A 20,606-nucleotide genomic window follows, 5' to 3' on the forward strand; every position below is an offset into this window, starting at 1 on the left:
AATAGATTAATTTGTCAAGTTTTTTTAACGCCGCAATTTCCCAATTATGCAATCGAAGCCCTTGACTACTGCCGTTTCCATTCACAAAAATAACGAAGTAATACCCTTTCGTTCTACCCCTTTAGCTAATATGGGCAGCCATGCAATTAGAGTGATTCGGCGCGATGGTTCCACCACAAGCTTAAATATCGGCAAAATTCGCGACGTGGTAGAGTGGGCTTGTGAAGGTAAAAAAGTCAATTCAATCGCCTTAGAAGCGGGTTTAACCACACGCCTGCGGGATGGGATTACCACTAGGGAAATACAGGATAATTTAATCAATTGCGCCCTAGAAATGTGTAGTCCCGAGGAACCGGATTGGCGCTATGTGGCGGGAAGATTGCATATTTGGAGTCTATGGAAAGATACCTTAGTAGTCCGGGGTTATCAGTACGGAAATTACGAGGAAACCGTCAAAACTCAAGTTAAAAATCGCCTGTACGACGAAAGACTTCTCATCTATTCTGAGGCAGAATTAAAAGAAGCTGGTGCTTGGATTAATCCCGATTGGGATATCGATTATGATTACGCCGGGGCATTGTTAATAACTAGCCGTTATTTACTCAAAAATGAGTTACCCCAAGAGGCATTATTAACCTGTTCCTTACTGCTTGCCATTGTGGAAGAACCGGCTAATAGACTCCCCTGGGCGAAGAAATTTTATCAAGGGATTGCCCAAAGAAAAATCTCTCTTGCCACTCCAATTTTAGCCAATTTACGCACGCCTAAAGGTTCCCTAACCAGTTGTTTTATTCTCTCTATTGACGACAGTTTAGAAAGCATTTTCGGCGAGATTACTAATGCTGCCCGCATCTCCAAAAATGGTGGCGGTGTCGGTGTGAATGTGAGTAGAATTCGCGCCACTGGTAGCTGGGTAATGGGGAAAGCTAATGCTTCCGGTGGGATTATTCCCTGGATTAAGTTACTTAACGATACAGCTATTGCAGTAAATCAGGGGGGAAGACGCGCTGGGGCAGTAACTATCGGTGTTGACATCTGGCATTTAGATGTGCCAGAATTTCTGGAAATGCAGACAGAAAACGGTGATCAAAGACGCAAAGCTTATGATGTTTTTCCCCAATTAGTTATCACCGATGAATTTATGCGTCGGGTGATAAATAAAGCCGAGTGGACATTAGTAGATCCCTACGAAGTTCGCACAAAATTAGGTATAGAATTATCGGAACTATGGGGGGAAGAATTTGAAGAGGCTTATCGTTTAGTAGAAGCTAATTTAGATAGAGAGATTTTCCTCTATAAAAAAATTAATGCCCGGGAATTATTTAAAAGTATCATGCGTTCCCAAGTAGAAACAGGAATGCCCTACATTGCCTTCAAAGATACCATCAATCGCGCTAATCCTAATAAACACGATGGCTATATCCCCGGTGTAAATTTATGCACGGAGAGTTTCTCGAATGTCACCCCCGATAAAACTGCCCATTGCTGTAATTTAGTTAGCCTTAATTTAGCCAATATCGACAGGGAAGAAATCGAGTCTAATTGTCAAATCGCTGTCAGGATTCTCGACAATACTATCGATATTACTAATCCTCCCTTTGATAATGCTAAAAACCACAACGATAAATATCGCACTATTGGGGTAGGGGCGATGGGATTAGCTGACTGGTTAGCTAAACGGAAATTATCCTACAATAACCTGTCAGAAATTAGTAATTTATTTGAAGAAATTGGCTATTGGTGTACCTATTCCTCGATGGAATTGGCTAAAGAACGCGGTGCTTATCAAGCTTTCTTGGGTAGCGAATGGAGTCAAGGTAAATTAATCGGGGCAAAACCAGTGGAATGGTTTTTAACTAATGCGGTGCAACCACAAAGATGGCAACAATTAGCCGCAGATATTCAACGATTTGGCATCCGTAACTCCCATATTACCGCCATTGCTCCTAATACTTCCTCCAGTTTGGTACAGGGATGTACCGCTAGTGTTTTGCCGGTTTATAGTCGCTTTTTCTACGATAAATGGGCAAAGGGAACTGTTCCCATCGCACCACCTTTTATTGAAGAAGCTTTCTGGTTTTATCCAGAGAATAAAAACCTCGAACAGCAACAAGTGGTAAAAGCGATCGCTACTATGCAAGAATGGATCGATACGGGGATTTCTATGGAGTTATTATTCAACCTCAATGAAGGGGTTTATTTCCCCGCAGAACCCAACCGTTGTCTCACAGCCAAGGATATCTTTGATACTCTAATCATGGCGTGGGAATTGGGGTGTAAAGCGATTTATTATATCCGTACCGTACAAAAGGACAATTTTCGAGAGTCTGACGATAGTTGTTCTAGTTGCGCTAATTAAGGTTAACTTGGGTGGGCATTGCCCACCTTAATTTTTTCAGATCATTTAAAATGAGTTTTATTGATCACCTAATCACAGCTATGGATAAGACTTTATACGAACAGGATTACTATCTCTGGTTAGAGAAAACCATATCTTTACTAGAAAATCGCCAGTTTTCTGAGTTGGATTTAGAAAATTTAATTGAAGAAATAAAAGATATGTCCAGAAGAGAACGTCAGAAGTTAGAGAGTTTACTAACTAAACTCTTGGAGCATTTACTTAAATTAACTTATTGGCAATCTAAGCGCGATTACAATAAAAACAAGTGGCGACGTGAGATTTTAAATTTTCGCATTCAAATAAAAAGAATTATTAGCAACAAAAAGGATGGAACTTATAATACAAACTTAGCATCTTACCTCACCGAGATTCTTGAGCCATGTTATGAGGATGCTTGCCATCTATTTGTCGAAGGTTCTGGCATCGATAAAAGACTTTTAAGTGCTACACCTATTGGATCAATCGACCAAATTTTAGATGAAAATTGGTTTCCTGAGTTTCTCGGAGAGGATTAAGCAATGAAGAGTGATTTATACGAAAAAGATTACTATCTCTGGATAGAGAAAACCATATCTTTACTAGAAAATCATCAATTTTCCGATTTGGATTTAGATAATCTCATCGAGGAAATTAGTAGTATGGGGAAAAGTGAGAAACGAAGTTTAGAAAGTTATTTAACTCGGTTATTAGAACATTTGCTGAAACTAGCTTACTGGCAATCGGAATTAGAATATAATCAAAGAGGATGGAAAAATGAAATCCGTAACTTTCGCCTACAAATTAAACAAATTATTGAAGACAGTCTCAGTTTAAAGCCCTATCTATCGGAAATTTTCTTGCCCTGTTATCAAAATGCTCGTAAATTATTTCTGGATCTATCTGGAATGGCTGAAAATTTGGTCAGTTTAGCTCCAATTTGCCCTATAGAACAGGCGTTAAATGAGGATTGGTTTCCTGAAATATCAAAATAATGGGAATAATTATGGAAACGAACTTATACGAACATAATTACTATCTCTGGATAGAGAAAACCATATCTTTACTAGAAAATCACCATTTTTCTAAGGAGGTTCAAAGACTGATCGGGTTCCAATTATTTTTATTAATAAATATTTAACACACTACTACTACCAAATCATTACCCTGTAAGCTTTTAAGTGAGCAGAAAATCTCCAGACGGTCAATGTTTGCACAAACGAACCTCCTTGAGGTGTGGCAAGGGGCAGTAGAAGCTGATAGGCAAATCGCCATTCCGGGCGATTACCGAACTCAACAAGAAAATTACAGATTTTTTCAAGCTAGGATTAAAGATTTTGTATCGAAAAATACAAAACCTGCGAAAGTGACTGTTTAGGATGGTTTTTTTGAGAAGCTTAAGAACTGATCCATACATCAAAGGAGTTTTCCATGCCCGAAACGCCACAAGAAGTCTTGAAAATGATTCAGGACAACAATATTAAGATTATTGACCTGAAATTTATTGATATGCCTGGTATCTGGCAACATTGCTCCTTCTACTACGACCAAATCGATGAAAGCTCTTTCAGCGATGGTGTTGCCTTCGATGGTTCCAGTATTCGCGGTTGGAAAGCAATTAACGAATCCGATATGGCCATGGTTCCCGATCCTACCACTGCTTGGATCGATCCCTTCTACAAGGAACCTACCCTAAGCATGATCTGTAGCATCAAAGAACCCAGAACCGGTGAATGGTATAGCCGCGATCCTCGCTCTATTGCTCAGAAAGCGATCGATTATCTGAGCAGTACCGGTTTAGGTGATACCGTATTTTTTGGACCGGAAGCAGAATTTTTCCTCTTTGATAGCGCTCGTTTCGACCAAACCGCCAATGCAGGCTATTACTACATGGATAGTGTCGAAGGTCGTTGGAATAGCGGTAAAGACGAAAAAGACGGAAATCTTGCCTATAAACCCGCCTACAAACAGGGTTATTTTCCCGTTAGTCCCACCGATACCTCTCAAGACATTCGCACGGAAATGCTCTTAACCATGGCCGACTGCGGAGTTCCCATCGAAAAACATCACCATGAAGTCGCTACCGGTGGTCAAAACGAGTTAGGGATTAAATTCTCTACCCTAGTACGGGCCGCCGACTACTTGATGACCTATAAATACTGCATCAAGAACGTGGCCAAGAAATACGGTAAAACCGTCACCTTTATGCCCAAACCTATCTTTGGCGATAACGGTTCCGGGATGCACGTTCACCAGTCTATCTGGAAAGATGGTCAACCCCTGTTCGCCGGGGATAAATACGCCGGACTCAGCCAAATGGCACTGTACTACATCGGTGGTTTGCTTAGACACGCTCCCGCGCTCTTAGCTTTAACTAACCCCACCACCAACTCTTACAAGCGTCTCGTCCCCGGTTTTGAGGCCCCTGTAAACCTGGCCTACTCCCAAGGTAATCGCTCCGCTTCGATTCGGATTCCTTTATCGGGAAGCAACCCGAAAGCCAAACGTTTAGAATTCCGTTGTCCTGACGCCACTTCTAACCCCTACCTCGCTTTTGCCGCCATGCTCTGTGCCGGTATTGATGGGATTAAAAATCAAATTGAACCGGGGGAACCTCTCGATGTGGATATCTACGAACTCAGCCCCGAAGAATTGTCAAAAATACCCTCTACCCCCGGTTCTCTAGAAGCAGCTCTGGAAAGTCTCGAAAAAGATCACGCTTTCTTGACCGATTCTGGTGTCTTTACCGAAGACTTTATCCACAACTGGATCACCTACAAACTCGATAACGAAGTTAACCCGATGCGCTTACGTCCCCACCCCTACGAGTTCTCTCTCTACTACGATGTCTAAGGTTTGATTGACTAATCATTAATCCTAGGGTAGGCCTTTGCCTGCCTTTTTTTTGGTAATCAGCAAGAGAGTAGGGAGCGGGGGAGATGGGATAATAAATAAAAGCTGAATCCTGAATACTGAATAGTGACTCCTGAATACTGAATACTGAGTAACTGCCCAATCAAACAACAATCTTAAGCTTTATCCCCTCAGTCCTCAACAGTGATAGAATTGCCGTCATAGCTAGGGGTGTCTGGGATAATCAGGCTGAGAAAGACCCTTAGAACCTGAGACTGGGTAATTCCAGCGTAGGGAAGCTGTTTACAGAGGAAATAAAATTATGAGACAAGAATGGGTTGCCCCCCGGCGCGGACAAGCAAATGTATCGCAAATGCACTACGCCCGTCAGGGGATAATTACCGAAGAGATGACGTATGTGGCAAAACGGGAAAATCTCTCTCCCGAATTGATTCGCAGCGAAATCGCCCGAGGAAGACTGATTATTCCCGCTAATATCAATCACCTCAACCTCGAACCTATGGCGATCGGTATTGCTTCTAAGTGTAAAGTTAATGCTAATATCGGGGCTTCACCCAACTCCTCGAATATTAACGAAGAACTGGAAAAATTACACCTAGCGGTCAAATACGGAGCCGATACGGTGATGGATCTTTCCACTGGGGGCGGTAATTTGGACGAAATTCGCACCGCGATTATCAATGCTTCTCCCGTCCCCATCGGTACTGTACCCATCTATCAAGCGGTGGAAAGCGTTCACGGCAATATTGAAAAACTCACCCCCGAAGATTTCCTCCACATTATCGAAAAACACGCCCAGCAAGGGGTAGATTACATGACGATTCACGCGGGAATCCTCATCGAACACCTGCCTTTAGTCAAAACTCGTCTGACCGGGATTGTCTCCCGGGGCGGTGGTATTATTGCTAAGTGGATGTTATACCACCACAAGCAAAATCCTCTCTACACCCATTTCGATGAAATTATCGAGATTTTCAAGCGTTATGACGTTTCTTTTAGTCTCGGTGACTCCCTGCGTCCCGGTTGTACCCACGATGCTTCCGATGCGGCCCAATTAGCGGAATTGAAAACCCTCGGCCAACTGACGCGTCGCGGTTGGGAACACGATGTACAGGTGATGGTGGAAGGACCGGGCCATGTTCCCATGGACCAAATTGAGTTTAATGTGAAAAAACAGATGGAGGAGTGTAGCGAAGCACCTTTCTATGTTCTTGGTCCCCTTGTCACCGATATTGCCCCCGGATACGATCATATCACTTCGGCGATCGGGGCGGCTCTGGCGGGTTGGTACGGGACGGCGATGTTATGTTATGTCACCCCGAAAGAACATCTCGGTTTACCCAACGCTGAAGATGTGCGAAATGGCTTAATTGCCTACAAAATAGCGGCTCATGCGGCAGATATCGCCCGTCATCGTCCAGGGGCGCGGGATCGTGACGACGAACTCTCCATAGCTCGTTATAATTTCGATTGGAATCGTCAATTTCAGTTATCCTTGGATCCCGATCGCGCTAAGGAATACCACGATGAGACTTTACCCGCAGATATCTATAAGACTGCGGAGTTTTGTTCGATGTGTGGACCGAAATTCTGTCCCATGCAAACTAAGGTCGATGCCGATGCGATTACGGAATTAGAGAAGTTTCTCGCTAGTCAGAATCAAGACAATTTAACCCCGGTTTAAAGGGGAGTTATGGGAAGGGCTGATTTGATTTCAGCCCCATTCCTAGGATAGAAGTCAAAATTCTGGGAATAGCCGCCGATTTTTTGACTAATTGACCCGTTTTTCTAGATATTGACCGATCATCAATTCTTGACCGGCGCGAGAGATAATAGTTTGTCGGGTGCGATATTGTTGACCGATGAGTTTAATTTCTTCTTCAAAGACAGAACCGGCGTATTCTGTTCTCAGACAGAGAGTAGAGGGGTTAGGAAAGGTATAAATAGCGCTAACGGGTTTATCCGTCGCAAATCCCCGATCGCGATAGAGAATATTATCTAAAATACCGAATATAGTCGAACCGTTGGAGGGTTTTTTACTCTGGGGACGGAGATAATTACTTTGCCAAGTCACTTCCGTACCACCTAATAGAACTGTATCTTCCAGATTATGTAAACAGGCCAGTTGAATTAATGGTTCGCTGCCTTGGGGTAAATATTTAATCTCGATGGCGCTGATAACTTCTTGGGGTTCCGTTTCTTGGGTGAGGGTGTAATAACGTCTCTGGGATTGCCAGCGTCCTTCTGTCTGCTTAAAAAAGGCTAAAGCCAAAGTTTCTAGCGATAATTGGGCGGTTTGAATTAATGTCATAGAAATAAAACCTTTCCTGTTTTTTGGGAGAGCAGATTTGTTATCCTTTGTCAAGAGTTTGCCAGAGAACTGTTACACATCTTAATACAATTATAACTCTGCATGGAAATTAAGTGGTAGGGGTGTTGAGAGAGATAATTGGGAAAAAGCCGCATAGATACAGCAGTTACAGGGAAAAAACGGGATAAGATTGCTAAAACCTGCGAGCTTATCCTAGTTACTTCCATTTACCCTTATCTATCGATTAATTCTGTCAAATTGGCTACAGTGAGGCCGAGGTGATTCCCCCAACCCCTTTTTTACCTGTTACTTTTCATCCGATCTGCCCGGTCTTGCTATTGTTAAAAATATAGAACCTCCGAACAAAGTCTCAACTCCGTGCAGTTAAAACAAGTAATCATCGCCCATAAGGCCAACCATCCCCAAAGTAAAGCATGGGCGGAAAAATGCGCTAAACAGTTAGAAGCCCGTCAGTGTAAAGTTTTAATGGGACCCAGTGGCTTTAAAGATAATCCCTATCCAGTATTTTTAGCCTCAGCATCGGAAAAAATCGACCTCGCCATCGTTTTGGGCGGAGATGGAACCATTTTAGCCGCCGCTCGCTATTTAGCTCACGAAGACATTCCAATTTTAGCGGTGAATGTCGGCGGCCATCTGGGATTTTTAACGGAACCTTTTGAGATTTTCCAAGATACGGAGACGGTCTGGGAGCGTTTACAATCCGATCACTATGCGGTACAACAACGGATGATGTTAAAGGCCAGAATCTATGAAGGGGATAAAAGAAACCCCCAGGCAGTGAGCGAGGCATTTTATGCCCTGAATGAGATGTGCGTGAAACCCGCTAGTATCGATAGGATGCCCACCTCAATCCTCGAAATCGAAGTGGACGGGGAAATAGTAGATCAGTACCAAGGCGACGGACTATTAGTGGCTACTCCCACGGGGTCCACCTGTTACACCGCTTCCGCTAATGGTCCGATTATACACCCCGGCATGGAAGCGATCGCTGTCACGCCGATTTGTCCCTTGAGTCTTTCCAGTCGGCCGATTGTCATTCCCCCGGCATCTCTGGTCAGTATTTGGCCCCTAGGAGACTACGAATTAAACACTAAACTCTGGATGGATGGTGCTTTAGCCACTTCCATTTGGCCCGGGCAATGGGTGGGAGTTACCAAAGCTGAAAAATTCGCCCAATTTATTATCCTGCGGGAAAGCTATTCTTTTTATCAGACTCTACAGGAAAAATTGCAATGGGCCGGGGCGAGAATTCATTATGATGGCAATCGTCATAATTAGGGTTTGCGGCAAAAAGTTTTTCGTGGGGACAGGGTGTGGGGTGTAGGGTGTAGGGTGTAGGGTTTTACCGATTTTGAGGACGTTCGGCGAGCTCAGTCGAGCCGGGGTCAATTACCTAATTTTCAGGGAAAAAGTCCCTGAATTTTCCCCCCAATCACTCCAAAGGTCGGCACTTTTTGAGGTCAAAAAAGTCTAAAAACCTTATCCAACAAGGTTTTTAGATTTATTGAACAAGCCCTAAGTATATCTTCTAAAATTGGTCATTACCTCCGATTTTATCAGTCAATCTAGGCTTTTGGGGGTAGAACCCCCCAAACCCAGAAGCACATTTGCTGATTGTCGGTATTTCTGCAAGAGAGGGTCAAAAGTTGTCAAAATATTTGACAAAATTGCCACTTTATGGTAAGAAATTGGTTCATTGTTGTCGCGTAAATTTTAAATTTCATCCCATCCTGTTAAGCCAGAAGACATAACATAACTGGTAACGGTTGCTTCAAAAAAGTTAGCTTTGGTGTGGCCTTCTTTTTTGGTATCGGAGAAGCGTTCCAGATGGTTATAGGGACTTTTGTTATACTTTTCTTCCCTGTATAAAGGCTCAAGTCCGATCGCTTTTAGCCGAATATTAGCGAGGTATTTGGTGTACTGTTCGGTACTGTATTCGGTAATACCTAAAATGTCGTTACCAACGATGTGATTTGTCCAGCGACATTCGTGTTTAACGGCACTATCGAACATCTCATAAATCTGTTCAACAGAATGGGGGAAAATTGCCATGGCTTCGGGAATAAGTTTCTGATACAAACGGACGTGACTTAATTCGTCCCGGTTGATCATTTTGAAAACGTCAGCACTACCAGACATTAGCTGTCGAGAAGCGAGATTATAAAAAAAGATAAAGCCGTTGTAAAAATACAAACTCTCCAGCAAATAATCGGCAAGAAGGGCGATAAAATAGCTTTCAGTAGTTTGTTTGTCGATGTATTCCTGGTAGAGACTAGCAATAAATTCACAGCGATCCTTGAGAACTTTATCGGTGCGCCAAAAGTCATAAACTTCTCCTCTGCGATCCGAGGGAATAATCGTTTCAATTAAGTATTGATAACTTTGATTGTGCATGGCCTCTTGAGAAATTTGTTCCGCCATACAAAGACTAATTTCTGGCGCAGTGACGCTACCTTTTAGGTGGGGAATATTACAGGTTTGCACGGAATCAAGAAAAGTTAGATAGGACAAAATACCATCATAAGCATATCTTTCTTCGTCGGTAAGATGCCCGTATTCAGTCACGTCTTGAGTGATATCTAATCGTTGCGGGATCCAGAAATTTTCCCGCATTTGTTGATATAAACCCACCGCCCAGGTGTAGCGGACATCGTTTAACTGCATCAGGTTGGTGGTGTTACCAAACCAGATCGAACGGTTTTCGATCGCATCATCTCCCGCCGGATTGAAGATCGGGGAAATGGGCATCGAATGGCAAGAATTAACTAAATGTAAGGACATGATTACTTGGATATTATGGCACTTTTAGGTTATAATATATTTTCGGTAAAAAGTCAAATGTTTTGATTAGGGATAAATTCAAAATCTAGGGCTTCTGCCAAAGTAAGTGGGCAAACCTTCGGGAATTTCTCTAGGTTTATCCCTGTTTCAATAGCGGCTTTTTTTATGTCTTCATTATAGCATTTTTAAAATTATCTTCTGTTAAGCTGTTCAGCCTCTAAATAGCCTATAATAGAAACAGTAACCTAGTCAACTACCAATAGTTAGCCAGCCCCTAATCACTTGAATTCCGAACAAAAAAGAACCTTTAACTGATAACTGATAACTGATAACTGATAAGTTATGATCATGTGCTACGAGAATCCCAGAATATCAGCGCGTCGATGGATCGAGTCTCTATAAAAGCCAGTTCGAGAGTTTGAATGCTCAGGGTGCTGCCAGAGCAGCAATGCCGACCCCTAGTTTAGAATGGGTTTGTAGGAGGAACGAGAAATACTCAAGAATCTGATTGAAATTGGTAGTGCTAAACAAGTAATGATAAATCCAAAGAGGAATTATAGTGATGGATAAAATACTAGCTCCCCCCGATCCGTAGGGAATTTTGGATAATTAGGCATGGCGGAGAGACACTTGATTTTTAGCAACTATTCTATCATCATTACTTCTTGGTGACTACCGTAAAAAGCAAAAAGCGGCCAGGGTTGCCTTTTGCTCCCTCTTATCTATTCCTCTCAATAATTTTGACTCAAATCATGAAAAAACGCTTACAATGGCTAGGTTTAATCATTATCACCCTGATAGGTGTCCTAGCTTTTCGTTCCCCAGCAATTGCCCAAACCCCGCGACATTTTACCGATTTAACTTTTCCTCCCCTTCCTGAAATAAAAGTTACCGAATACGAGCGCTATCAACTAGATAATGGGATGGTGGTTTATTTAGTGGAGGATCGCAGCTTACCTTTAGTGAGTGGTACGGCGATGATTCGGACAGGAGGAAGATTAGAATCCGGGGAAAAAGTCGGATTAGCCGATATTACTGGAACCGTGCTGCGTAGCGGTGGCACGGAAAAACATCCTTCCAATGTCTTAAATCAATTATTAGAACAAAGAGCAGCCCTAGTAGAAACCTCGATCGATCTTAACGCTGGAACTGCTAGTTTTAGCGCTCTTAGTGAAGATTTAGAAGCAGTTTTTAATCTCTTTGCCGAGGTTTTGCGTTCCCCAGCTTTTGAAAATCAGAGGGTAGAATTAGCCAAAGTTCAGGAAAAAGGGGCGATTGCCCGACGTAATGATGATCCCGATGATATTGCTAGTCGGGAGTTTAAAAAGCTAGTCTATGGTGATAATAGCCCCTACGCTCGTACTGTAGAATATAGCACTTTAGCTAATATTGACCGTCAGGATTTAATCGATTTTTATCGTACCTATGTCCGTCCCGACCAAATAATTTTAGGAATTGTCGGTGATTTTGATTCTCAGTCGATGAAAGCATTAATCAATAAGACTTTTAGCGATTGGAAAAATCCCGCAACTGCCCCTAAAATTGTCACCCCTTCGGCAACCCAAAAAAATCTTCAAGGTGTCTTTGTTGTCAATCAACCCCAATTAACCCAGAGTAGCGTTTTATTAGGTCATCTTGGGGGTCGTTTGGATAGTCCCGACTATCCCGCTTTAACGGTATTAAATGAGATTTTAAGCGGTTTTGGTGGTCGTTTATTTAATGAAGTACGTTCCCGTCAAGGATTAGCTTATTCTGTCTATGGTATCTGGAATAGTCGTTATGATTATCCCGGTTTATTTATTGCCGGAGGTCAAACTCGCACCGATGCTACCGTACCTTTTATTAAGGCAATTTTAGGCGAAATCGAGCGCCTTCGCAATCAACCCGTAACCGCAAAAGAATTAGAAGACGCTAAAAATGCTATTCTCAATTCTTTTGTTTTTAAGTTTGAGAAACCTGGTCAAAATTTATCGCGATTGATGACCTATGAATACTATGGTTATCCCCAAGATTTTATCTTCCGTTATCAACAAGCGGTAAAAGGGGTGACAATTGCTGATATTCAACGAGTGGCCCAACAATATCTGCAACCGAATCAAATTGTGACTCTAGTAGTGGGTAATGAACAGGAAATTCAACCTCCCTTATCCAGTTTAGGAACTACGGTTAAAACTGTTGATGTCACCATTACACAACTATAAATAAATCTAGGTTGGATGGAGCTAAACTAGGTGAAATCCAACCTAAAACAATGAGATAAATATAGCACGAGATATGACTTTACAACTCACAATCAATTATCCTGAAAATTTACCCGACTTTCTTCAAAAAACCCGCGAGGAATTCGAGAGAGAAGCAACCTGGGCTATGGTAGTAAAACTCTTTGAGATGAAACGTATTTCGTCCGGTATGGCTGCCAATTTATTAGGAGTGGATAGGGTTAATTTTTTATTGAGATTGACCGATTTTGGCGTAGGGGTGATTGACTTAACAGAAGAAGAACTATTATCAGACCTTGAAAATGCCTAAAGCTAAATTACAGCCCTTCTCATAAAAAAAAGTATAACCTAATTTGGTATTGACTCCTGACTGCTGACGACCGACTCCCCAAAACGAAAACTTCCTATCTCACCATTGAGATAACTGCTGTAACTATTTTGAGATAACTAAGGCTATCATTGAAGAAAGTTACTGTTGAGACTCCTGATTAATTTGTTAATTTTTGTGTTAATTACCTAGACAATCAAACCCTTTAGAGATAGGGTTATCGTGGCTGATTTGGCTATTATATAGTTTTGTAAATAAATATCAAACTCAAGGATTTTTGAAGATGGTATGTAGCTAAACTGAAAGTATAGATTACAGAGGTAAAAATACTTATGATGCTACTACAAGATGTTGCGAGAACCTCTAGAGAACAAGCATTAATTCTGTGGTTTGAAGAAGTAGACAGCAAAGATGTGGGATTAGTCGGTGGGAAAAACTCCTCATTAGGCGAAATGATCCAACAATTAACCCCGAAAGGGATTAATGTACCCACAGGATTCGCCACCACCGCTTACGCTTACCGTCACTTTGTCGAAAAAGCCGGACTAGACGCACAATTAAGACAAATTTTCCAAGATTTAGACGAAAACGATGTCCAAAACTTGCAAGAAAAAGGTAAACAAGCGCGCACATTAATCTTAAATACACCGTTCCCCGATGATTTAAGTCATGCGATCGCTATTGCCTATCGCCGACTCTGTGAACGTTATGGCGATGATCTCTATCATTCCATAGATGTGGCCGTTCGCTCAAGCGCCACTGCCGAAGACTTACCAGAAGCGAGTTTTGCCGGACAACAGGAAACCTATCTCAACGTGCAAGGGGTGAGGGGAGTTTTAGAAGCTTGCCATAAATGTTTTGCCTCTTTATTCACCGATCGCGCTATTTCCTACCGTCATCATAACGGTTTCGATCACTTTGCCGTCGCCCTTTCCGTCGGTGTCCAAAAAATGGTGCGTTCAGATCTAGCCACCTCCGGGGTGATGTTTTCCATCGATACGGAAACAGGGTTCAAAAATGCCACTTTAATCACCGCAGCCTACGGTTTAGGGGAAAATGTCGTGCAAGGAGCCGTTAACCCCGACGAATATCTGGTTTTTAAACCCACTCTTAAAAACGGTTACAAACCCATCCTCGACAAACGCCTCGGCAGTAAAGCCATCAAGATGATCTACGATGATGGAGGATCGCGTCTAACCAAGAATATCCGAGTTAACAAGCTAGAACAGGATCAATTCTGCATTAGTGACCAAGAAATCCTCACTTTAGCCCGTTGGACGACCCAAATCGAGGAACATTACTCGCAAGTGCGCGGAACCTACACCCCCATGGACATCGAATGGGCAAAAGATGGGATCACGGGAGAACTCTTTATCGTTCAGGCCCGTCCAGAAACCGTACAATCGCAAAAAGCCGCTAATATCCTTAAATCCTACGAAATTAAAGAAAGAAGTCAAGTTTTAGCGGTGGGACGGAGTGTAGGTGCGGCAATCGGTCAAGGAAAAGCCAGAGTCATCCTCAGTGTAGATAAAATCAACAACTTTAAACCGGGAGAAGTTCTCGTCACCAATCGCACGGATCCCGACTGGGAACCGATTATGAAACAAGCAAGCGCGATCGTTACTAATCAGGGTGGTCGTACTTGCCATGCCGCTATTATCGCACGAGAAATGGGCATTCCGGCGATCGTGGGTTGCAATAATGCCACGGAAACGATTAAAACCGGTCAGGAAGTCACCGTTTGCTGTGCGGAAGGGGATGAAGGGAAAGTTTACCTCGGATTGCTACCCTTTGAAATTCTTGAAACTCCCCTGGACAATTTGCCCCAAACTCGGACAAAAATCCTCATGAATATCGGTAATCCCGAAAAAGCCTTCGCTTTTGCCGATATTCCTGCCCAAGGGGTCGGTTTAGCGCGTCTAGAGTTTATTATCGCTAACCACATTCAGGCCCACCCCAGCGCCTTGCTGAAATTCCACGAATTGGAAGAAGGAGACGTAAAAGACCAAATCGCCGAATTAACCAAACACTACGAGGATAAACCCCAATTTTTCGTCGATAAATTGGCCCGGGGAATTGCCATGATTGCAGCCGCATTCTACCCCAAAGATGTAATTGTGCGGATGTCCGATTTTAAATCCAATGAATACGCTAATTTATTGGGTGGCAAACCCTTTGAACCCAAGGAAGAAAACCCGATGATCGGTTGGCGCGGCGCTTCCCGTTATACTGATCCTAATTATCGCGAGGCTTTCGCTTTGGAATGTCGGGCGCTGAAAATGGTACGGGAAGAAATGGGATTAACTAATGTGATTCCGATGATTCCTTTCTGTCGTACCCCCGAAGAAGGGATGAGAGTCCTCGAAGAAATGGCGAAAAATGGTCTCGAACGCGGGGTTGATGGTTTGCAAGTTTATGTGATGTGTGAGTTACCAAGTAATGTAATTCTTGCCGACCAATTTGCTCAGGTGTTTGACGGATTTTCGATCGGTTCTAATGATTTGACCCAATTAACCTTAGGATTAGATCGGGATTCTGCCCTAGTTGCCCATCTTTTTGATGAACGGAATGAGGGAGTTAAACGCATGGTGAAAATGGCCATTGAAACCGCTAAAGCCCATAATCGCAAAATCGGTATCTGTGGTCAAGCTCCCAGTGATTATCCCGAATTTGCTCAATTTTTAGTGGAATTAGGCATCGATTCTATCAGTCTTAATCCTGATTCTGTCCTCAAAACTTTATTGATGGTGGCAGCAGTGGAGAAAGGACAATAGTTTAGTGATAAAGGTGGGCAAGTCCCACCTTTTTTTGTATTGGTATGTTGACAATATTATACTAAATCCGTTGAGTAACGCACAGAAAACGGGTTTCTCGGAGAAACCCGTTTTCTGCTCATGCAAAAGGCAAAAAGGGGAATAAATAATCAGTTTTTAATAACCGGATTTAGTATAAACACTCTGCCATTTTGGCGGGTCATGGAGCATTGCTCGCCATTTAATCCCATTGGCCAGCAAGTAAAAAATGGCGTTGAGTACCTCTCTCATATCGAGGCTACGGGGTCGCCCTCCTGGTTTAGCTGCCGGAATCAGGGGTTCTAAAATTTGCCACTGGTCATTTGTGAGGTCTGTGTCGTATGATATTAGTATCATTTTTAGGGTCTCCTTTTAGTTTTAGACCCTTCTACTCTACAACCATCTTTTCAAACAGGTTCTCAATTGTGCTTTGTCTGAATGATATTTTTACAAATCTGAGATGCACCCAGTCCGTGGGCTGGAGTTGTTTAACGGGAATCCTATTGTTAACCGCTTCTCCGGCTGTCGCTGATCGACTCGGAACAACACAGGTGCGTTCGCCATTAGAAATCGCCCAAGTTTCCCCGCTCTACGGCTGTTGGCAAATCACTTTTCGGAATGAAGGCGGAGTTGTCCATCAAGGAGCATTAGTCATGAACGGCTATAGCGGGGTAATGACCGTTAGTTACTGGTCGGTAGTGAACCGTCGTCAGGAGTATGTCGATCAAACGATGACACTAATGAATTCTGCTCAAGGGATCTTAATAGCGGGATCTAATCCTGTGTGGTCAGGAACTAGGATTAGAATGCGAGACTATAGTCCAGATAATTTTTTGTTTTCCATCCTGCCCGACGGTACTTTCTTCGCGGCGACCTGTGATGATCGATTGGTCTGTTCCCCAGTGGAAATAGCGAGTTGTAGGCAATGATCGCTCATTGGTTCGACAGGATCGGTATTCTTTGTCCATTCAACTAATTTCTCTAGCGAGTACAGATTGTTTTGCTTTAGCATGAATTTAACGATCGAGTAACGAGGCTCCAAGCTTGTTGTCCTCACGGCAATTAATATTCCGCTCGGTTATAGAGAGGTTTTTGCCAGAACGAACCAGGAGTGCTTAACAATTCGGCGGCTATCAATCGAGATGAAAAAACTAAAATCCTTGCTAGAAAAGACTTGTGGGTTAATCACAATCTGGTACTTCTGTCAATCTTTGTTAAGATGCGTTTGCCCTGCGTAAAGATCGAAAATTTACTGACGATGACTTTGAACATTATTCTCAAATTGCTGCTATTCTTAAACGCACAATCGAATTAATGGCAAACATTGATTTAATCATTGAAAAATATGGAGGTTTTCCTATTTTTTTAGTTAGCGGTGATTGCCTTTAATAATAAATCAAGAAAAATTAATAACTTTGGGGTTGAAAGTTTTCAGATAACCTTGTAATTGCAAGAGAGGAGCAAAGGTGTTGATATTAACATTAGTCATCACTGATTCTTCTCCTGCGGCACATTCATAAACCACATAAGTCCAGATACCCGGATTATCTTCCTCGGCACTTTCTCCCTCATAAAAAGTGATTGTACCGTCATCTTCGCACTCGTAATAAGCGGAATAAACATCCTCCCATTCGCAATCGGAATCATTCATGGTTTCCTGAATTACCGTTAGTACCCCTGCGATGTGATGGGGTTGGGTTTCCACCTGCACTAAACGTTCTTCTTCCCAGATAAAATTATGCAATTCTAGAGTCATATTTCTCCTTAGATATTAACAGATAATTAATTAAAATTTCCAAGAGTGATTAGCATCCTTTAACGCGGCTTTTACCGTTAATAATTGACTGAAATTTTTAAAGAAATAGAGCAAAATAAGATGGTAATTTCTTCTAAAATTAAGTCAAGTTTTTGATTATCACCAGAGGATAAAGAGCGATTCACCAATTGATAACATTCATAGATTTTCAAGAATAATTATTAGTTTTCTAAGAGATGGCGGTACTTTTCTTCGAGATTTTCCGTTGCTTTGGTTAATTTCCCCTTTTCGTCTAGGATGGATAGTTTCATGATTTCCGATGAGGCTTTAATTAAAAGTAGCATCTCCCGAAATTTGACCGCATCTTCCTCTAGATGGGGATTAAAATTAGCTCGTGACTCCAGTTCAGTTAAACTCTTAATAGCTCTACTATTCAGACTATTAACGAGGTATTGTAACTCCTTAATTCTGCGCTGAACTTGTCCTAAAAAACCCTTACTTTTATCTAATTGAGCTATTTTATTATCCACTTCTTTGGCGTATTCGATAGCTTTACTTAGGGCTTTTTTCCCTTCTCCTCCTAAGACAAAACCACCAATCATTAAAGCAGGTCCGACGGTAATACCTCCTAAAACCACTGTTCCCAAAGCCATACCACCGCCACCGGCAGCTAAAGAACCACCTCCTAACCATGCTAGGGTGGCATTCCAAGCGGCTGCCCCACTAAGTCCACTAATTGCTGTTCCTGTACTAGCAGTACCGAAAAGACCAATTAATCCTAGGGTTCCCTGACTGGCTGCCGAGGCGACTCCCACTACTTTTAAACCCCCTACAGCCAAACTTTGCGCGTTTAACACTTCCGCTTTATATTCCTTGAATTGTTCGGCAGAAAATCCCTCAAACCCTTCTAAGAAGCGTTGATGGGATGGGGAGGTATTTTGACCAATTCTTTGACTATTTCTTTGATCAATTCTGCTAATAAACTTAATAAATCTGCCGATAGTGTTGATTTTGACATTAATTTGTAGTTGACCGTATTCTTCCGCAAATTTTTGGGTAGCTTGAAACTTTTTTTCTAGGGATTTGTTGGCTTTTTTGTATCTTTGTTCGGCACTTTTGCCAATTTTTTCCGCCTTTTGTAGCTTGGAGACACCATTAGCACCCGCACTAACACCCACACCAGCAGTAACTAACGCTGCCGCACCAAGAATAATCGGGATAATAAAGATCATGACCGAAAAGCTCCTAGTCTATCCAGTTTTGTAAAATTCTACCAACATAGTTAAAAGAAAATCAAGGGGGTGCATCTCACACTTGCAGAAATACCGACAATCAGCAATTATCAGTGACTCTTAAATGATCACAAATGTAAGTGGGTGGGTGAAATTAAATATAAGATGAACGTAGCGACTGTCTTGATTGTCAAGGGGGAATTTCAAAAAAACTCAAGCAGTTGCCGTAAAACTCAAAATCTCAAGCCAGAAAAAAGCGCAGCAAAAGCTAAGCTGCTCAGGTTAAACTAAAGCAAGCGCAACCCTTGATTAGAGATAACAAAAAGTGTGAATCTCTAGGAACAAGGTTGTAAATTGTCAGCAAGCTGCCAAGGCTGATTTTGGCGAACCATTGCATTAAGAATGACTAAGATTTTCCGCACACAAGCAGTGAGAGCCATTAATCCTAAGCTATTCATAATTTAAACTGCACATTTTAGAGGCTGAACCTCTTGCCAGGCTTAGATCGTCTCGGAAATTTAGATATGGAGCAACTTAAAAGTAAACAAGCTTCACAGTACCTGTCAGGGAATCAGCATACACTTTTAGGAAATACATAATCACTTAATAAGTGTTTTAGATTATTCTGTGTATGACATGATTAAGACAGGAGCCGTAAAGCTTGATTTGGTAGAAATAATAGAAGCCTGAGAGGACGTTTGAAAAGTAGCATCTTCAACCAAATATCCCCCCAAATTCCCCTTAAAAAAGGGAACTGTTTGAGATTTTTTTCCTTGATCTGGTAGGGTGCGTTAGGCGGTTACAAATTCGGTAAAAACACCAAAATTAACAATCCGCCGTAACGCACCAACTTGATTATTAAATTGGTGCGTTACGCTATCACTAACGCACCTTACTGGACTGTTTCAACTAAAATAGGGCAATAGATTTCGGCTTAAAGTCTTAGATTATAGAATTTATATAGCATTTACATTTGAGATGTGGAAATCAATTTCTGAAAAAATGCTATAGTCTAAGTCAATATTTTAATAATTTTAATTATGGAAAAGACTCAGAAAATCAAAAAAGAGATCGAAGAACTAGATAAATGGATTAAAACGAATCCAGATTCAAGAGAATTAAAAAGAGCTATTGCCGTTAAACCATCTTTACAAGGATATACTTATCAAGCGATCGCCCCCATACTCAATGTCTCTCTAAGTTTTATTGGTAAATGGAAAACTCAGTTTGAAGACCGAGGTATCGCTGGATTAAAATTATCATATCAAGGAGCAAAAAGCTACTTAGATGAAGGGCAAAAACAAGAAGTTTTCAGTTGGCTGCAACAACAAGAATATTGGGATATATCGGAGTTTAAATGCTATTTAATCGACCAATTTGATATAGCATTTAAATCTCAAACGAGCTATTATAATTTGCTAAAAGAAGCGAAAATTAGTTGGCGAAAAGCTCAACCTAAAAATCATCTTCAAGACCCAGAACTGGTCAAAAAAAAAGAACCAAAAAATCCAAGATATTATAACAGAGTTATTACCAAAAATAAAAGCTGAAAAGGTTGTTATATATACGATTGACGAAGTTCACCTACTATAAGAAGACTTGATTAGCTATCTTTAGGGGAAGACAGATAAAAGACTAAAACTTCCACTTCTCAACCCGAAAAATTGTCAAACATACTACGGGGCATTAAACTTAATAAATCCTGAACTTATCACTGGAGAATACAAGCAGGGGAATGGAGATTGCACAGTGGATTTTCTCAAAAAGTTAATCAAGATAAATCCAGGTAAAAGAATTATTATCTTTTGGGATGTAGCTTCCTATCATAGAGGGGAATTAATACAAGGTTTTTTAGCTGAAGTAAATGAAGGTTTAGCCCCAGAAAACTGGAAAATAACCTGTCATTTATTTGCTC

The 20,606-nt window shown here is 41.7% G+C and carries 17 protein-coding genes, 3 pseudogenes and 1 riboswitch; of the genes and pseudogenes, 13 read left to right on the top strand and 7 right to left on the bottom strand.

The window, feature by feature from the left end:
• Positions 1 to 46 precede the first annotated feature (46 nt).
• The 7 genes from IM462_RS14105 to thiC all read left to right on the top strand — a co-directional run bounded on the left by IM462_RS14105 (position 47) and on the right by thiC (position 6,935).
• The gene (locus tag IM462_RS14105; protein ID WP_287701183.1) at positions 47 to 2,359 is read left to right on the top strand and encodes a ribonucleoside-diphosphate reductase subunit alpha; all 2,313 of its coding nucleotides are present in this window, start codon (positions 47 to 49) and stop codon (positions 2,357 to 2,359) included.
• An 80-nt stretch (positions 2,360 to 2,439) separates the two neighbouring features.
• On the top strand, positions 2,440 to 2,916 hold the full coding sequence (locus tag IM462_RS14110) for a DUF29 domain-containing protein (protein ID WP_159251557.1): 477 nt from the start codon (positions 2,440 to 2,442) through the stop codon (positions 2,914 to 2,916).
• Between the two features lie 3 nt (positions 2,917 to 2,919).
• Positions 2,920 to 3,372 carry a DUF29 domain-containing protein gene (locus IM462_RS14115; protein ID WP_287701182.1) on the top strand — a complete coding sequence of 151 codons (453 nt, stop codon included), beginning with the start codon at positions 2,920 to 2,922 and terminating at the stop codon, positions 3,370 to 3,372.
• An 11-nt stretch (positions 3,373 to 3,383) separates the two neighbouring features.
• Positions 3,384 to 3,518 carry a hypothetical protein gene (locus IM462_RS14120; protein ID WP_502845518.1) on the top strand — a complete coding sequence of 45 codons (135 nt, stop codon included), beginning with the start codon at positions 3,384 to 3,386 and terminating at the stop codon, positions 3,516 to 3,518.
• A 66-nt stretch (positions 3,519 to 3,584) separates the two neighbouring features.
• On the top strand, positions 3,585 to 3,755 hold the full coding sequence (locus tag IM462_RS14125) for a hypothetical protein (RefSeq protein ID WP_287701181.1): 171 nt from the start codon (positions 3,585 to 3,587) through the stop codon (positions 3,753 to 3,755).
• Between the two features lie 53 nt (positions 3,756 to 3,808).
• Complete coding sequence (gene glnA / locus IM462_RS14130; RefSeq protein ID WP_287701180.1) at positions 3,809 to 5,230, top strand: type I glutamate--ammonia ligase; 1,422 nt, start codon at positions 3,809 to 3,811, stop codon at positions 5,228 to 5,230.
• A 217-nt stretch (positions 5,231 to 5,447) separates the two neighbouring features.
• Positions 5,448 to 5,544, top strand: a riboswitch (TPP riboswitch).
• A gap of 8 nt (positions 5,545 to 5,552) precedes the next feature.
• Entirely contained in the window at positions 5,553 to 6,935 is a 1,383-nt protein-coding gene (thiC, locus tag IM462_RS14135; protein ID WP_287701179.1) for a phosphomethylpyrimidine synthase, read from the top strand.
• Between the two features lie 87 nt (positions 6,936 to 7,022).
• Here thiC and IM462_RS14140 read toward each other — a convergent pair whose 3' ends face one another.
• Positions 7,023 to 7,562: a phycobiliprotein lyase gene (locus IM462_RS14140; protein WP_287701178.1), complete on the bottom strand. Its 540-nt coding sequence runs from the start codon at positions 7,560 to 7,562 to the stop codon at positions 7,023 to 7,025.
• A gap of 378 nt (positions 7,563 to 7,940) precedes the next feature.
• On the opposite strand from IM462_RS14140, the gene IM462_RS14145 reads away from it, so the two are divergent.
• Positions 7,941 to 8,861, top strand: a complete 921-nt coding sequence (locus tag IM462_RS14145) for an NAD(+) kinase (protein WP_008206349.1) — start codon at positions 7,941 to 7,943, stop codon at positions 8,859 to 8,861.
• A gap of 435 nt (positions 8,862 to 9,296) precedes the next feature.
• On the opposite strand, the gene IM462_RS14150 is transcribed toward IM462_RS14145, so the two are convergent.
• A complete protein-coding gene (locus tag IM462_RS14150; RefSeq protein WP_287701177.1) occupies positions 9,297 to 10,364 on the bottom strand; it encodes a ribonucleotide-diphosphate reductase subunit beta in 1,068 nt (355 codons plus the stop codon).
• Positions 10,365 to 10,417: 53 nt separating this feature from the next.
• A pseudogene (locus IM462_RS14155) lies at positions 10,418 to 10,569 on the bottom strand (DUF29 family protein); the annotation flags it as partial.
• Between the two features lie 547 nt (positions 10,570 to 11,116).
• Between IM462_RS14155 and IM462_RS14160 the strand changes: the two are divergent.
• The 3 genes from IM462_RS14160 (at position 11,117) to ppsA (ending at position 15,685) form a co-directional block, all read left to right on the top strand.
• Entirely contained in the window at positions 11,117 to 12,565 is a 1,449-nt protein-coding gene (locus tag IM462_RS14160) for a M16 family metallopeptidase (RefSeq protein ID WP_287701175.1), read from the top strand.
• Positions 12,566 to 12,638: 73 nt separating this feature from the next.
• Positions 12,639 to 12,893, top strand: coding sequence for a UPF0175 family protein (locus IM462_RS14165; RefSeq protein ID WP_287701174.1), 255 nt, complete (start codon positions 12,639 to 12,641; stop codon positions 12,891 to 12,893).
• 350 nt (positions 12,894 to 13,243) lie between these two features.
• Entirely contained in the window at positions 13,244 to 15,685 is a 2,442-nt protein-coding gene (gene ppsA / locus IM462_RS14170; RefSeq protein ID WP_016517076.1) for a phosphoenolpyruvate synthase, read from the top strand.
• Positions 15,686 to 15,856: 171 nt separating this feature from the next.
• Here the strand turns inward: ppsA and IM462_RS14175 are convergent.
• Positions 15,857 to 16,057: pseudogene (locus IM462_RS14175) on the bottom strand (transposase); the annotation flags it as partial.
• Between the two features lie 149 nt (positions 16,058 to 16,206).
• On the opposite strand from IM462_RS14175, the gene IM462_RS14180 reads away from it, so the two are divergent.
• Positions 16,207 to 16,632, top strand: coding sequence for a hypothetical protein (locus IM462_RS14180; RefSeq protein WP_287715310.1), 426 nt, complete (start codon positions 16,207 to 16,209; stop codon positions 16,630 to 16,632).
• A gap of 467 nt (positions 16,633 to 17,099) precedes the next feature.
• On the opposite strand, the gene IM462_RS14185 is transcribed toward IM462_RS14180, so the two are convergent.
• The 3 genes and pseudogenes from IM462_RS14185 to IM462_RS14195 form a co-directional block, all read right to left on the bottom strand.
• Entirely contained in the window at positions 17,100 to 17,459 is a 360-nt protein-coding gene (locus tag IM462_RS14185) for a hypothetical protein (RefSeq protein WP_287701170.1), read from the bottom strand.
• A gap of 221 nt (positions 17,460 to 17,680) precedes the next feature.
• Complete coding sequence (locus IM462_RS14190) at positions 17,681 to 18,691, bottom strand: hypothetical protein (RefSeq protein ID WP_287701168.1); 1,011 nt, start codon at positions 18,689 to 18,691, stop codon at positions 17,681 to 17,683.
• 335 nt (positions 18,692 to 19,026) lie between these two features.
• A pseudogene (locus IM462_RS14195) lies at positions 19,027 to 19,131 on the bottom strand (IS110 family transposase); the annotation flags it as partial.
• A 600-nt stretch (positions 19,132 to 19,731) separates the two neighbouring features.
• Between IM462_RS14195 and IM462_RS14200 the strand changes: the two are divergent.
• Positions 19,732 to 20,241, top strand: a complete 510-nt coding sequence (locus IM462_RS14200; protein WP_287701165.1) for a helix-turn-helix domain-containing protein — start codon at positions 19,732 to 19,734, stop codon at positions 20,239 to 20,241.
• Positions 20,242 to 20,606: the final 365 nt, after the last annotated feature.

Source organism: Microcystis sp. M144S2 (assembly GCF_020246065.1).
Classification (GTDB): Bacteria; Cyanobacteriota; Cyanobacteriia; order Cyanobacteriales; family Microcystaceae; genus Microcystis; species Microcystis ichthyoblabe_A.